The organism is Rhizobacter sp. (assembly GCA_021153565.1).
GTDB lineage: Bacteria > Pseudomonadota > Gammaproteobacteria > Burkholderiales > Burkholderiaceae_C > Albitalea.
This window is the reverse complement of the sequence record JAJKJU010000369.1, coordinates 1-14,690: the sequence shown is the minus strand read 5'-3', so window position 1 is coordinate 14,690 and position 14,690 is coordinate 1. Positions and strand designations below refer to the sequence as shown.

Here is a 14,690-nt window from a genome sequence, read left to right as displayed (position 1 = left end):
GGCACTTCATGCCCGCCTCTCACGCCACCTTTTCGGGAGAAGCCTTCGGCGCCTTGAGCCCGATGCCCACCAAAAATGTCTCAGCCGATTTGTCCCGGGAGGCCTTGGGTTTCATGGGCTTGACGATCTTGAAGCGTTCCTTGAAGAGTTTCACGAGCTGGCTGTAGCCGCCTCCGTGAAAAACCTTGCAAATCAGGGCGCCCTTTGGTGTCAGGTGATTCTGTGAAAACTCCACGGCCAATTCGACCAAATGGGCAATGCGCGCGGAATCCGAGCTTTCGATGCCCGACAAATTGGGGGCCATGTCCGAGATGACAACATCCACTTCACGGCCCGCGACCAGTGTTTCGAGCTGCCCCAGCACCTCGTCTTCGCGGAAGTCGCCCTGGATGAAAGTCACGCCCTCGATGGGCTCGAAGTCGAGAATGTCGAGTGCGATGATGGTGCCGTTGAGCTCACCCGCCGTCGCCCCGCCAGCATCCTTTGGCGCGAACTTGCGGCGAACGTACTGGCTCCAGGCGCCGGGCGTTGCGCCCAGGTCGACCACAAGCTGCCCGGGTTTCAGCAGCTTCAGATCCTCGTCGATTTCCTTGAGTTTGTAGGCGGCGCGGGCACGATAGCCATCCTTTTGCGCCATCTTCACGTACGGATCATTGAGGTGGTCGTAGAGCCACTGCTTGTTGACCTTTTTGCTTTTCGATTTGACTTTCATGCTGCGTCGATAATACGGTCATGTCTGCGATTCAACTCACACCTTCCGAGCGCAAGGAAAAACGCGCCGATGCCCACCACCTCGACCCTGTCGTGATGATCGGCGGCGACGGCCTCACGCCGGCCGTCGTGAAAGAAGTCGATGCCGCCCTCAATGCTCACGGGCTCATCAAGGTCAGGGTCTTGTCCGACGACCGGGAGATGCGGGAAGCGGCGTTCACCATCCTGACCGACAAGCTCCACGCAGCGCCCATCCAGCACATCGGCAAGCTGCTGGTGCTGTGGCGGCCGATGCCAGAGAAGGCCAAGGCCGACAAAGAAGACCGCATGAAGGGGCCGAAGATTGTCAAGGTCCTGAAGTTCTCGAAGAGCGGGAATCACCGGCCGCAGGTGAAAAAGATCAAGGTACTGGGCAACCAGCGCATTGCCGCTGGCGGCGAACTCAAGCGGGCGAGGAAGCGTCAGACCAGCATGAAGAAATCTGCAGCGGATTGATTAGGATTTGGCCCGGAATAAGTTCCCGTTTTGCGGGCGCTGGGCGGGATGCGATGCAAGGCGCTCCGAGCGCCGTCTAGCGAGCCACACAAGTGAGGAGCAACGCCGCAGCGCGCCCGCCCAGCGCCCCCAAAACGGGAAATTGGTTCGGGCCAAATCCTTAGCGTCTGGTCAATCGCCAAGCCAGCACAGACACCAGAACAGACTTGAGCAGGTAGAACCCAGCTGAAATACCGTGCAGGGCGGCGAAAGACACGCCTCCTCGCCCGGCCCGGGCAGCATCCATCATCGGATGCAGGACGAAGTAGCCTGCCACGGTGCAAAACAGCGCCCCAAGCACGAGAAGCATGTTCGCGTTGAAGACCGATCCTGCACCGGCTGTCGCCGCAACTCGGGCCATCTTGCGCAACATCAGGAACAAAACCACCGCGAGCGCCACGCTCAGGTAGGCCTCCCGCATGAACATCTGAGCGGCAATGCGTCCGGCGATCTCGCGCAAGGAGGTGATCGCGAACACTGCCGGCGCGCCGATCAAGCCCACGCCCCACAAAGCGCCCGCCCACAGGCCCGCGAGCCATGCAGGCAGGCGAGTCGTTGTCATGCGTCAGATGTACCTAACGTCAACGATTTCGTAGCTCTTGATGCCGCCAGGAGCCTGCACGTCGGCTACATCGCCGGCTTCCTTGCCAATCATGGCGCGGGCGATCGGTGAACTGATGGAAATCAACCCCTGCTTCAGGTCGGCTTCGTCGTCGCCGACAATCTGATAGGTCACCTTGGCGCCGCTGGCCTCTTCCTCGAGTTCCACGGTAGAACCGAACACCACCCGGCCGCCTGCGTCCAGCGCCGACGGATCGATGACCTGAGCCGCTGCCAGCTTCCCTTCGATCTCGAGAATTCGGCCCTCGATAAAGCCCTGCTTATCCTTGGCGGCTTCGTATTCTGCGTTTTCGGACAGGTCACCCTGAGCGCGTGCTTCGGCGATGGCCTGGATGACGGCATGGCGTTCGACGGACTTGAGTCGTTGCAACTCGTCCTTGAGCTTTTCGGCGCCTCGTTTTGTGAGCGGAATGGTGGTCATGTGCCTACCTGAAGCAAAAAATGAAGCCGCCGCCAGGATGACCGGCGGCGGCGGTTGTGGTGAGTGCGCCGAGTTTAGTGCGTTTTCACGCTCAGTTCGGTGTGCAATTCCTGCAAGGAAAGCACGACAAGGTCATCCTGATGCTTCATGCCTTCGACCGCCGCCTCGCAGCCAGCCATGCTGGTGTAGTAGGTGATGCGGTGCGCAAGCGCCGCCTGGCGGATGTGGCGTGAATCAGCAATCGCCGTGCGGGTTTCGTCCACCGTCGTGAATACCAGTTGGATTTCACCCGCCTTCACCATGTCCACGATATGCGGCCGACCATCCTTGACCTTGTTGACGGGCTTCACGGGGATGCCGCCTTCAGCGATGGCCGCAGCCGTTCCCTTGGTCGCAATGATGCCGAATCCGAGCGCGTGCAGGTCGCGAGCAACCTGCACCGCACGCGCCTTGTCGTTGTTCTTTACCGTAATGCAAACGTTGCCCTTGGTCGGCAAGCGGGAGCCGGCACCGAGCTGGCTTTTGAGCATGGCTTCGCCAAAGGTCCGGCCCACACCCATCACCTCTCCCGTCGAACGCATTTCGGGGCCGAGGATCGGATCCACGCCCGGGAACTTGTTGAACGGGAACACAGCTTCCTTGACGCTGAAATACGGCGGAATCACCTCGCGAGGCGCCAGCCCGTCCTTGCCACGTTGCTCGGACAGCTTCTGCCCGACCATGCAACGCGCCGCAATCTTCGCCAACGGCTGACCCGTGGCCTTGGACACGAAGGGAACTGTGCGCGAAGCCCGTGGGTTCACCTCGAGCACGTAGACGACCGCGTCGGCACCTTCGCCCTGGATGGCGAACTGCACGTTCATCAAGCCCTTGACCTTGAGTGCGCGGGCCATCAACTTGGTCTGGCGGCGCAGTTCGTTCTGCAGCGCAACACTGAGCGAATACGGTGGCAGAGAACATGCCGAGTCGCCCGAGTGGATCCCCGCCTGCTCCACGTGCTCCATGATGCCGCCGATCATCGTGCTGTCGTCACGGTCGCCGCCGTCGGCAATGCAATCGACGTCGACTTCGATCGCGTCATCGAGGAAACGGTCGAGGAGCACCGGTGATTTCTCGCTGACCTTGACAGCCTCGCGCATGTAGCGCTCGAGGTCCTTGTCGCCGTGCACGATCTCCATCGCCCGGCCACCGAGCACATAGCTTGGGCGGACGACCAGCGGATAGCCGATCTCTTGCGCCAGCAGCAGCGCCTGTTCTTCAGTACGTGCCGTTCGGTTGGGCGGCTGCTTCAGGCCCAACTCGTGCAGCAATTTCTGAAAGCGCTCGCGGTCTTCGGCGATGTCGATACTGTCGGGAGTCGTACCCACGATCGGCACGCCGGCACGTTCAAGGTCCAGCGCCAGCTTGAGCGGCGTTTGCCCGCCATACTGCACGATCACACCGACGGGCTTTTCCTTGTCGACGATCTCGAGCACGTCCTCGAGCGTCACCGGCTCAAAATACAGGCGGTCCGAGGTGTCGTAATCAGTAGACACCGTCTCGGGATTGCAGTTGACCATGATGGTCTCGTAGCCGTCCTCGCGCATCGCCAGTGCTGCATGGACGCAGCAGTAGTCGAACTCGATACCCTGCCCGATGCGGTTTGGACCACCGCCCAGGACCATGATCTTCTTGCGGTCTGTCGGGTTGGCCTCGCACTCTTCGTCGTAGGTTGAGTACATGTAGGCGGTCTGCGTGGAGAACTCGGCCGCGCAGGTGTCCACGCGCTTGTAGACGGGACGCACGTTAAGCTTGTGGCGCAAGGCGCGCACTTCATGCTGGTTGGTACAGAGCAGCTTGGCGAGGCGTTTGTCGGAGAAGCCCTTTTGCTTCAGGAAGCGCAGCTCTTCGGCCGACAAGTTCGCGAGCGTGCGGCCGACAACCATCTTTTCGGCCTGCACGATTTGCTCGATTTGCGCGAGGAACCACGGATCGATGGCTGTCTCTTCAAACACCTCTTGCAGCGACATGCCGATGCGGAACGCGTCGCCGACATAGAGGATGCGTTCAGGTCCGGCTTCGCCGATCTCCTGGACGATCTCTTCGCGATCGGTGCTGCGCTCAGCCAGTCCGTCGATTCCTGTTTCCAGACCGCGCAAAGCCTTCTGGAAACTCTCCTGGAAGGTCCGCCCCATGGCCATTACCTCCCCCACGGACTTCATCTGCGTGGTCAGTCGCGAATCTGCCGCCGGGAACTTCTCGAAGGCGAAACGCGGAATCTTCGTGACGACATAGTCGATGCTCGGCTCGAAGCTCGCAGGCGTCGCCCCGCCGGTAATGTCGTTGCGCAGTTCGTCGAGCGTATAGCCCACAGCCAGCTTGGCAGCCACCTTGGCGATCGGAAAACCAGTGGCCTTCGACGCCAGTGCCGAAGACCGTGACACGCGCGGATTCATCTCGATCACGACCATGCGGCCGTTCTCGGGATTGATCGAGAACTGCACGTTCGATCCGCCCGTGTCTACTCCGATCTCACGCAGGATCGCGATGCTCGCATTGCGCAGAAGCTGGTACTCCTTGTCGGTCAGCGTCTGCGCCGGCGCCACCGTGATCGAGTCGCCGGTGTGGATGCCCATGGGATCCAGGTTTTCGATCGAGCACACGATGATGCAGTTGTCCGCCTTGTCGCGAACGACTTCCATCTCGTATTCTTTCCAGCCAATCAAGGACTCTTCAATCAACAGCTCCTTGGTCGGCGACAGATCGAGACCGCGCTTGCAGATCTCTTCAAATTCATCCGGGTTGTAGGCAATACCGCCCCCCGTTCCGCCCAGCGTGAAGCTCGGCCGGATGACCATCGGAAACCCTGTGCCGCCGATTTCGTGCGTGATGCGCTTTTGCACCGCCAGCGCCTCTTCCATGGAGTGCGCAATCCCGCTCTTGGCCGAGTGCAGACCGATGCCGGTCATCGCGTCCTTGAACTTGAGCCGGTCTTCGGCTTTCTCGATGGCCTTTTCGTTCGCGCCGATCATCTCGACGTTGTACTTGGACAGCACGCCGTGCTTGTGCAGGTCGAGCGCGCAGTTCAGCGCCGTTTGGCCGCCCATGGTGGGAAGCACTGCATCGGGACGTTCCTTTGCGATGATCTTCTCGACCACCTGCCAAGTGATGGGCTCGATGTAGGTCACATCGGCCATCTCCGGGTCGGTCATGATCGTCGCGGGATTGCTGTTGACGAGGATGACGCGGTAACCCTCTTCGCGCAGCGCCTTGCATGCCTGAGCGCCGGAGTAGTCGAACTCGCAGGCCTGGCCGATGATGATCGGACCGGCACCGATGATGAGGATGGATTTAAGGTCTGTGCGCTTTGGCATTTAGTTTTTCTCCGTCGTCTTGCGCACAGCCATCAGATCCGTGAAGCGGTCGAAGAGGTAGGCAATGTCATGAGGTCCGGGGGATGCTTCCGGGTGACCCTGGAAGCAGAAAGCGGGCTTGTCCGTGCGGGCGAGGCCTTGCAGCGTGCCGTCGAAGAGCGACACGTGCGTAGGCCGCAGATTCGACGGCAGCGTCTTCTCATCGACTGCGAAACCGTGGTTCTGGCTCGTGATGCTCACGCGACCGGTATCAAGGTCCTTCACGGGATGGTTCGCGCCGTGGTGGCCGAACTTCATCTTGAAGGTCTTCGCGCCGGAAGCAAGCGCCATGATCTGGTGGCCGAGGCAGATTCCAAAGGTCGGGATGCCCGTTTCGATCAACTCGCGCGTGGCGGCGATTGCGTAGTCGCAAGGCTCCGGGTCGCCGGGGCCGTTGGAGAGGAAGATGCCGTCGGGCTTGTGCCTGAGCACCTCGGAAGCCGGCGTCTGCGCAGGCACGACGGTGATCTTGCAGCCGCGGCTGGCGAGCATGCGCAAGATGTTGAACTTGACGCCGTAGTCATAGGCAACGACGTGGAAGCGGGGATCCGCCTGCTTGCCATAGCCGGTCTCAAGCACCCACTCGGTTTCGGTCCACTCGTAGGGCTCGGTCTGGCTCACGACCTTGGCGAGGTCGAGCCCAGCCATGCTCGGAGCACCTTTGGCCTTGGCTATGGCGTCGGAGATGTGTCTCTCAATGATCGTCACCCCTTCGGGCAACGTGAGAATGCAGCCGTTTTGCGCACCACTCGTGCGCAGCACGCGCGTTAGTCGACGGGTGTCGATGTTTGCGATGGCCACTGTGCCTTCGCGTTTCAGGTATTCGGGCAGCGTCATCGCCGCGCGGAAGTTCGATTTCAGAACCGGCAGGTCCTTGATGATCAAGCCGGCGGCGTGAACCTTCTTCGCTTCGACGTCTTCGGTGGCGACACCGTAGTTGCCGATGTGCGGATACGTCAGCGTGACGATCTGGCGGCAGTAGCTCGGGTCGGTGAGGATTTCTTGATAGCCGGTGAGAGCGGTGTTGAACACCACTTCACCGACCGTCTCGCCCGGAGCACCGATCGAGCTGCCCTTGAAGATGGTTCCGTCTGCAAGAGCGAGGAGAGCGGGAGACGAAACTGGCAGCAAGGAAGACTCCATCGTTGCGCCCAGCTCTGCCTTTTGCGGTCGCCTCGGGCGCGTCTTTTGACGCGCTTCGATCGTTTCGCGGGCTCGAATCCGGTGGGAAACAGCAGGAGTTTCGCTGGGGCGGGGGTGATTGCGGGTAAACCTTACCAGTATATCCGATGAGACCTCATAGACCGAGTACCGCAATGCCGGCTTTTGCAATCTGCGCATCCTGATCAGACTTCACGCCACTCACGCCGACGGCCCCCACACACTGCCCTTGCACCATGATGGGCACCGCTCCTTCGAGCAGACCTTCGACGTAGGGCGCGCTCAGAAAAGACGGCCGTCCGGCGTTGATCATTTCCTCGTAAATGCGGCTCTCGCGGCGCCCCAGGGCCGCCGTGCGTGCTTTGGCGGGCGCAATGTGCGAGGTGAGTGGCGCAGCACCGTCCAACCGCTGTTGCCACAAGATGTGACCGCCGTCGTCAACAATCGCGATCGATACCGCCCATTGATTGGCGTTGGCTTCCGCTTCGGCAGCCGCCGCCACGCGTTTCACTTCTTCAAGGGTCAATACTGGTTTCTGATTCATCACATTTCCTGCTATTTGGAACGCGAAAATGTACGTCCTCAGCATGCAATGTTCGCAACGACAGTAAGATGCGCCGCGTTCCGCTTGTGAAAGCGCTCCGCATACCCACATACCGCCCAAAGGGGAACTAGAATTCCTGTGGTGGGTCTGAGCCCAAGTCATTCAACCTGGAGGTTCCATGAACGAAAGCTTGCAAACCGTCTACGGTGGCAGCTCGATCATCTCGGCAGAGCAGCGCAACCGTGTGCTGCGCAACACCTATTGGCTGCTGGCACTGTCGCTGGTGCCCACCGTGCTCGGAGCCTGGATTGGCGTCAGCACTGGCATCTTCGCCCGCATGGGCATGGGGCTGGGCCTGCTCGTGTTCCTGGGCGGCGCCTTCGGCTTCATCTTCGCCATCCAGAAGACCAAGGACTCAGCCGCGGGCGTTGGCGTGCTGCTCGGCTTCACCTTCTTCATGGGCTTGATGCTGTCGCAATTGCTGGGCGCCGTGCTGGGAACCTACAAGAACGGCGCCTCGCTCATCATCACCGCCTTCGGCGGCACAGCTGGCGTGTTCTTCGCAGTGGCGAGCCTCTCGACCATCATCAAGCGCGACCTGTCGAGCATGGGCAAGTTCCTGACCGTCGGCATCGTCGCCCTGATCGTCGTCAGCCTGCTGAACATGCTCTTCTTGCATTCGAGTGCTCTGATGCTCACGATGTCGGTGGCCGCGGTGGCACTCTTTGCAGCCTATCTGCTGTATGACATCAAGCAAGTCATTGACGGCGGCGAGACGAACTACATCACAGCCACGCTGCAGATATACCTGGACTTGATCAACATCTTCCAGAACTTGCTCGTTCTGCTCGGCGCCTTTAGCGGAGAACGCGAGTAAGTCTGCAAAGCATCATGTCAACGGGGCCTCTTGGCCCCGTTTTTCATTGCTACCCGCAATCCCTCTCGAATACCGCGATGCTTTCCACGTGCGCCGTGTGCGGGAACATGTTCACCGCGCCCGCTGCCACGCAGCGATAGCCTGCCTGATGCACCAGGAGACCCGCGTCACGTGCCAGGGTCGCCGGATTGCAGCTCACGTAGACAATGCGCTTGGGCGCCACGAAATCCGGCGCTAGCGACGGGTTTTCATGCAAATCGGCCATGGCCTTCGCAAGAGCGAAGGCGCCTTCGCGAGGAGGGTCGACGAGCCACTTGTCCGCTGCGCCGTAGGTCGCAAGCTCGGCCGGTGTGATCTCGAAGAGATTGCGCGAAATGAAACGGGTCTTCGCCGCAAGGCCGTTGAACGCGGCATTCTCGCGTGATCGGGCCACCAGCGGCTCGCTACCTTCGATGCCCAACACCTCCCGCGCTTGCGTGGCGATTGGCAAGGTGAAATTACCCAGCCCGCAAAACCAGTCGATGACTCGTTCATCCTGTCGCGCATCCAGCAGCTTCAAAGCGCGGCTGACAAGGACCGAATTAATCTGGTGGTTGACCTGTGTGAAATCTGTCGGCTTGAAGGGCATGGTGACGCGGAATTCGGGTAGCGTGTAGTCGAGCTGGGGGCCTCCTTCGTCTAGCAGTTGAACCGAGTCCGGCCCTTTCGCCTGCAACCACCACTGAATGGCGTAGGTGGCGGCGAAGGCACGCAAACGCGCCAGATCCCCGGCCGTCAACGGCTCCAGGTGACGCAACACCAGCGCAGTCACCGACGAACCGATTGCCACCTCGATCTGCGGCAGCCGATCGCGCTGGTCCATGCTGTTCACAAGTTCTGCAAGACGCGGCAGAAGTGCGCTCATGTTCGGTGGCAGCACCTCGCAGCTGTCCATGTCAGCCACGTAACTCGACTTGCGCTCGTGGAATCCGACGAGAACCTTGCCCTTTTTCATTACATAGCGTACGGAGAGCCGCGCACGATACCGGTAACCCCAGGACGGTCCTTCAATGGGCCGCAGCACGCGTTCTGGCTTTACCTTGCCCAGGTGCCACAAGCCGTCTTCCAGGGCACGCTGCTTGGTCGCGATCTGCGCACCGACGTGAAAGTGCTGCATCTTGCAACCGCCGCACACACCGAAGTGCTTGCAGCGCGGCGCGACCCGCTGCGCACTTTCGCGGCGCAGGGCGGTCATCGACGACTGCTCCCAGTTGTTCTTCTTGCGGTGCACCTGCACCTGAACTTCTTCACCAGGCAGAGCGCCCTCGATGAAGACGACTTTCCCTTCGGCGTTGTGGGCCACGCCTTGCCCTTCGAGGTCGAGGGACTCGACCTTCAACCATTCGTTGCTCGCTGTCATGGAGCGGATTATCCCGGGCCGGCGATACTGGTCGAGCCAAGCGCCATTTCTCCATGGCAACAATCCATGTCCACCCCCGTTCCAGATGGCATCATGTCCCGCCGAATCGTACTGTTCTCTCGGGGCACATGACGGACTCGCCAGATCCCCGCGTGCCCCGTTTTCCACTATCCATGACAGTCATGATTACGCCCAGGCCCGCAAATACTCTTCCCAATGCGGCTCCGTGTACCCCGCAAGCGTCTCCTTCACGAACGCGATCTCGCGCTCGTACTCCACCCCGGTGAATCCGCCCCGCATCATCTGGAAGCGGCAGTACACGAGATAGGTGTTCATCACGTCCGTCTCGCAATACCTGCGAATCTCTTCGAGCTTGCCCTCGCGGTACGCCGGATACACCTGCGACCCGTCCATGCCCAGCTTGCCCGGAAATCCGCAGAGCTTGGCCATCGCATCGAGCGGTGCACTGCCACGCGGCTGGTACATCGCCAGCAAATCCATCAAGTCCAAATGCCGCATGTGATAGCGGCTGATGTAGTTGTTCCACTTGAATTCTCGGTCGTCCTCGCCGAGATCCCAATACTTGTTAGCCACAACGCCGTGGCGCAATCCACGGTAGTGCAGCACTGGCAGATCGAACCCGCCGCCGTTCCAGCTCACAAGCTGCGGCACGTGCTTTTCGATCGTATTGAAGAAGGTCTGGATGACCTTGCCTTCCTGGCTCATGCCGTCGGTTTCGCGGTCGACGAACGAGTGGATCTTCAATCCTTCGGCATTACGGAAAACGCAAGAGATGACGAGGATGCGCTGGAGGTGAAGCGGCATGAAATCGCTCTTGCCCGCCTCCTTGCGCTCGGCCATTTCGAGCGCGTAGACCTCGTCGTCGGCGACGCTCGCGCCGAGTCCGCGCAATGAGCGCAGGCCGGCCACGTCAGGAATAGATTCAATGTCGAAAACAAGTACAGGCCAGGCCATTCAAGCTCTAAAAAATGGAGTCGCGGTCAACGCCGTGTCGGATCATCCGGCGCTTCAGTTTAAGCAGGGCTTCCTGCTGGATTTGCCGGATGCGTTCGCGCGTCAGTTTGAGCCGCTCTGCCAGCACCTCGAGTGTCTCAGGTTCGCGGTCGTGCAGCCCGTAACGGCCGGCAAGCACCTCGCGCTCGCGCTCGTTCAGCTCGTCGAGCCCGTGATTGAGCAACTGCTCGACCTCGTTACTGAGCGTCAAACTCATCGGATCGGTGGCGCCTTCGTCGGCCACGCTGTCGAGCATGGACTCGGCGTTGTTGTTGTCGGCGGGGTAGCGGTCGATGGGCGCGTCCAGCGAGGCGGGCAATTCGGAAAACCGCAGCAGGTCGCTCACGACCTGCACCGGCCGGCCGATCGCCGCAGCGACGTCCTCGACGCGCACCTGCTTGTCATGGATGCCGTTGCGGCCAGACTCGGCCTCCAGTGCACGCCTCGCCTTCAGCACCTGGTTCAGCTCGCGAACGATGTGCACTGGCAACCGCACGAGACGCGCCTGATGCATGATCGCGCGCTCGATGTTCTGTCGGATCCACCATGACGCGTAGGTCGAGAAACGGAACCCGCGCTCAGGCTCGAACTTGCCAATCGAATGCATGAGGCCCAGGTTTCCCTCTTCGATCAGGTCTGTCATGGGCAGCCCGCGTCCGAGGTAGTTTTTTGCAATGCTGACGACGAGCCGCAGGTTGTGTTCGATCATGGCTTGGCGAGCCTGGAAATCGCCCGTCCGCGCTCGCGTCGCCGTCTCGAATTCTTCCTGCGGCGTCAACAGCGGTGCGCGGCGGATTTCCCTCAGGTACGTTTGCAGCGTGTTGCCGATCTCGCCGTCGCCGGCTGCCAGTTCGTGCACGCCGGCGGTTCCGGTCGGCACTTGGCCGTTGACGTTCCCGACTTCACCATCGAGGCCGGCAGGCACGACAATGTCCATCATTGCGGACCCGAGGTCGTGTTCGACAGCAGGATCAGGAATGCGAGTAGTGTGCCCGTCGTGAAAATGCCCGTTCGATGAGGTACGCCGCTTGATCATGGTGGCTCCTGATCATTTGAACGGGCATCCGCCACATCTCAGAGGCTGAGAGTTTTTCGAGCGTGCCCGAGCAGCGCGTCAAAAGGCACCTGATCTAGGCGCAAAGCGCAGGCATAGCCCGGGCTATGGCGAGCATTTGCAACGACGAGCAGGGGTCTTTTGACGTGATGAGCGGGCATGATCGAAATACTCTCAGCCTCTCAGCGTGGCGGCAAGAGCTTGGCCGGATCGATCGGCTTGCCAAGCTTGCGAATTTCGAAATGGAGTTGCACGCGCTCTGCGTCGGTGGACCCCATTTCGGCGATCTTCTGGCCGCGACGCACCGTCTGGTCTTCCTTGACGAGCAGCGTCTGATTGTGCGCGTAAGCGGTGAGGTAAGTGTTGTTGTGCTTGAGAATCACAAGGTTGCCGTAGCCGCGAAGGCCTGACCCGGCATACACCACGCGACCGTCTGCAGCGGCAAACACTGGGTCACCTGCCTTGCCAGTGATGGCGAGGCCCTTGCTCTTAAGATCGTCGAAAGGGCCGGCGACGGCACCATTGGCGGGCCACATCCAGTTGACGTCGTCGTCGTTTTCCTTCGGTGCGGGCGACGACGGGCTGACGGCGGCGGCCACCGCCGCACTGGATCCCGCGCCGCTGGCCGGCAAGGCGCTTGCAAGCGGCTTGACTTCCACCTTGGCGGTCTTGTTGCCATTGGCGTCAGCCGCGGGGGGCGTCGGCGGCGCCGGAGGTGCCGGCGGCATGACGCGAAGCACCTGCCCCACCTCGATGAGGTTCGGATTGTCCAATCCGTTCCACTTCACGACGTCTTTCCAGTTCTGCCCGTTCTCGAGTCCGATGCGAATGAGCGTGTCACCGGGCTTGACCATGTAGTAGCCCACCTTCCCTGCGTTTTCTGCGCCGGGCTTGGGTGCATCTTTGGTCGGATCGCCCGCAGTCGGAACGACTGCCACGGCAGTTGCGAGCGATCGCGTCGCAGTGCCGCGGTCTTCGACCGGCGCATGGTTCTTCGACGTCGCGCAGCCCGCGAGCATCCACACCGCGACAGCAAGCACGCCGCAGAGCTTCGTGTCCATCGAGCGATTCTTCGTCATCACCATCAGCTGTGCCATCCCCTCTTCACTTCGTACTTGCGACTGTCGAACTATCGAACCGTCCCCGATCTTAATGGGACGAACTGAACCACTTCATGAATGCTTCTGTGGAAGCCTTGGTCATTGCGATCGACCACGACCAGCACCTGCCGGACGCCCTCGCGCACCGGCGCGACGATGCGGCCACCCACGGCCAATTGATCCATCCACGCGGTGGGCAACGCATCGCCGCCCGCAGCCGCAATGATCGCGTCGTACTGCGCGTTGGGCGCATGGCCCAACATACCGTCACCATACACGAGTCGAACATTGGACAGCCGAAGCGGCGCCATCAATTCTCGGGCTTTATCGTGCAAGTGCTTCAACCGTTCGACCGAAAACACCTGCTTGGCGAGTTGCGCAAGCACCGCCGCCTGATAACCGCAGCCTGTGCCGATTTCAAGCACGCGGCCAAGCTGGCCGGGGCCGGTCGACCTCGCCCGTGCATTGGCGCCCCCCATCAGCAACTCGATCATCCGTGCGACGACCGAGGGCTTGGAAATCGTCTGGCCGTGGCCAATCGGCAGGCTGGTGTCTTCGTAGGCCTGGGTCACGAGAGCCGCGTCGACGAACTGGTGACGCGGCACCGCGGCCATGGCTGCGAGCACGGTATCGTTGCTCAGACCTTCTGCACGAAGGCGATCGGTCATGCGCTGGCGAACTCCCGCTGAATCGAGGCCCAGACCGGTCGGCGACGCCTTGCGCGCCGACACGGCGGCGGCATGATGCAAGGGTTGTTGCGGACGAAGGATCGCGCGGGGGCTGACAGGTGCGGGTGTGGACGGTTTCAGTGGCGAGACCGCACTGCCTTGCGGCGCATTGACCAGGCTCTTGCGCGGCGCGGCCATCTGGTCGAGCCGCAGCGGAAACTTCGGCGCGCGACGAGCGTTGTCGGTCATTTCAACAGCCAGCTTTGCCACGCAGGCAGTCATGCGTGGTCGGTGAGATCGATCTGCAAGGGCGTGATAGAGACGCGGCCCGTCGCTGTTGCATGAAAGTCGGTGCCCTCGCCTGCTTCTCGGGCATTGCCGGCCGGCCCGATCCAGTACATCGCGTCGCCGCGCGGACTCGTTTGGCAAATCACCGGCTCACTCGCGTGGCGGCGTCCGAGCCGTGTGATGCTGCGCGGCAGCTTCTGCGCGTCGGGCTGGTTCGGGATATTCACGTTGAGCAGATAAGGCGATCGCCCCGGCGGCTGTCGCAGCGCATGCTCGATGACTTCCCGCGCCACGCGGGCGGCGGCATCGAGGTGCGTCCAGCCTTTGTCGACCTGCGAAAACGCGATTGCCGGAATGCCGAAGAGGAAACCCTCCATCGCCGCCGCGACAGTGCCCGAATACAGCGTGTCGTCGCCCATGTTGGCGCCATTGTTGATGCCCGAGACGACGAGATCAGGTGGATGCTCGAGGAGGCCCGTCAGCGCCACGTGGACGCAGTCGGACGGCGTCCCATTGATGTAGCGCACGCCGTTGGCAGCGGTGTATACAGAGAGTGGCCGATTGAGCGTGAGGGAGTTCGATGTACCGCTCGCATTCTGTTCTGGGGCGACGATGTCGAGCTCGCCGAGTCCTTCGCAGGCCTGCACCAATGCGGCGAGGCCGGGTGCGAGATAGCCGTCGTCATTGGCAATGAGAATGCGCATCCGGTGATTGTAGGGAGTCGTCACCTGCGTGACTCGACTCATCGTCGCTGCTGCTTAGGATTTGGCCCGGAATAAGTTCCCGTTTTGGGGGCGCTGCGGCAGGATGCGATGCAAGGCGCTCCGAGCGCCGTGTGGCGAGCCACACAAGTGAGGAGCAACGCCGCAGCGCGCCCGCCCAGCGCCCCCAAAACGGGAACTTATT

Annotated in this window: 14 protein-coding genes; 2 read left to right on the top strand and 12 right to left on the bottom strand. The window is 61.2% G+C overall.

Annotated elements, in window-relative coordinates; translation table 11 throughout:
• Nucleotides 1–19 precede the first annotated feature (19 nt).
• Nucleotides 20–712 (bottom strand): RlmE family RNA methyltransferase, encoded by a 693-nt coding sequence (locus tag AC30NL_RS22690; protein ID WP_489466248.1) that lies wholly within the window; start codon nt 710–712, stop codon nt 20–22.
• A 20-nt stretch (nt 713–732) separates the two neighbouring features.
• Here AC30NL_RS22690 and AC30NL_RS22685 point away from each other — a divergent pair, with 20 nt between their 5' ends.
• Nucleotides 733–1,206, top strand: a complete 474-nt coding sequence (locus AC30NL_RS22685; protein WP_489466247.1) for a YhbY family RNA-binding protein — start codon at nt 733–735, stop codon at nt 1,204–1,206.
• A gap of 160 nt (nt 1,207–1,366) precedes the next feature.
• On the opposite strand, the gene AC30NL_RS22680 is transcribed toward AC30NL_RS22685, so the two are convergent.
• The 5 genes from AC30NL_RS22680 to AC30NL_RS22660 form a co-directional block, all read right to left on the bottom strand.
• On the bottom strand, nt 1,367–1,807 hold the full coding sequence (locus AC30NL_RS22680) for a DUF4149 domain-containing protein (protein ID WP_489466246.1): 441 nt from the start codon (nt 1,805–1,807) through the stop codon (nt 1,367–1,369).
• Between the two features lie 3 nt (nt 1,808–1,810).
• Nucleotides 1,811–2,287: a transcription elongation factor GreA gene (greA, locus tag AC30NL_RS22675; RefSeq protein WP_489466245.1), complete on the bottom strand. Its 477-nt coding sequence runs from the start codon at nt 2,285–2,287 to the stop codon at nt 1,811–1,813.
• A 74-nt stretch (nt 2,288–2,361) separates the two neighbouring features.
• On the bottom strand, nt 2,362–5,640 hold the full coding sequence (gene carB, locus AC30NL_RS22670) for a carbamoyl-phosphate synthase large subunit (protein ID WP_489466244.1): 3,279 nt from the start codon (nt 5,638–5,640) through the stop codon (nt 2,362–2,364).
• Entirely contained in the window at nt 5,641–6,810 is a 1,170-nt protein-coding gene (gene carA, locus AC30NL_RS22665; protein ID WP_489466243.1) for a glutamine-hydrolyzing carbamoyl-phosphate synthase small subunit, read from the bottom strand.
• A 166-nt stretch (nt 6,811–6,976) separates the two neighbouring features.
• Nucleotides 6,977–7,384 carry a GlcG/HbpS family heme-binding protein gene (locus AC30NL_RS22660; protein WP_489466242.1) on the bottom strand — a complete coding sequence of 136 codons (408 nt, stop codon included), beginning with the start codon at nt 7,382–7,384 and terminating at the stop codon, nt 6,977–6,979.
• 178 nt (nt 7,385–7,562) lie between these two features.
• On the opposite strand from AC30NL_RS22660, the gene AC30NL_RS22655 reads away from it, so the two are divergent.
• Entirely contained in the window at nt 7,563–8,261 is a 699-nt protein-coding gene (locus AC30NL_RS22655; protein ID WP_489466241.1) for a Bax inhibitor-1 family protein, read from the top strand.
• A gap of 49 nt (nt 8,262–8,310) precedes the next feature.
• Here AC30NL_RS22655 and rlmD read toward each other — a convergent pair whose 3' ends face one another.
• The 6 genes from rlmD to surE form a co-directional block, all read right to left on the bottom strand.
• Nucleotides 8,311–9,660 carry a 23S rRNA (uracil(1939)-C(5))-methyltransferase RlmD gene (gene rlmD / locus AC30NL_RS22650; protein ID WP_489466240.1) on the bottom strand — a complete coding sequence of 450 codons (1,350 nt, stop codon included), beginning with the start codon at nt 9,658–9,660 and terminating at the stop codon, nt 8,311–8,313.
• A 186-nt stretch (nt 9,661–9,846) separates the two neighbouring features.
• On the bottom strand, nt 9,847–10,635 hold the full coding sequence (locus tag AC30NL_RS22645; protein WP_489466239.1) for a 3'-5' exonuclease: 789 nt from the start codon (nt 10,633–10,635) through the stop codon (nt 9,847–9,849).
• 7 nt (nt 10,636–10,642) lie between these two features.
• Nucleotides 10,643–11,614, bottom strand: coding sequence for an RNA polymerase sigma factor RpoS (rpoS, locus tag AC30NL_RS22640; RefSeq protein WP_489466238.1), 972 nt, complete (start codon nt 11,612–11,614; stop codon nt 10,643–10,645).
• A 296-nt stretch (nt 11,615–11,910) separates the two neighbouring features.
• The gene (locus AC30NL_RS22635; RefSeq protein ID WP_489466237.1) at nt 11,911–12,789 is read right to left on the bottom strand and encodes a peptidoglycan DD-metalloendopeptidase family protein; all 879 of its coding nucleotides are present in this window, start codon (nt 12,787–12,789) and stop codon (nt 11,911–11,913) included.
• Between the two features lie 68 nt (nt 12,790–12,857).
• A complete protein-coding gene (locus tag AC30NL_RS22630) occupies nt 12,858–13,745 on the bottom strand; it encodes a protein-L-isoaspartate(D-aspartate) O-methyltransferase (RefSeq protein WP_489466236.1) in 888 nt (295 codons plus the stop codon).
• Nucleotides 13,746–13,774: 29 nt separating this feature from the next.
• On the bottom strand, nt 13,775–14,488 hold the full coding sequence (surE, locus tag AC30NL_RS22625) for a 5'/3'-nucleotidase SurE (RefSeq protein WP_489466235.1): 714 nt from the start codon (nt 14,486–14,488) through the stop codon (nt 13,775–13,777).
• Nucleotides 14,489–14,690: the final 202 nt, after the last annotated feature.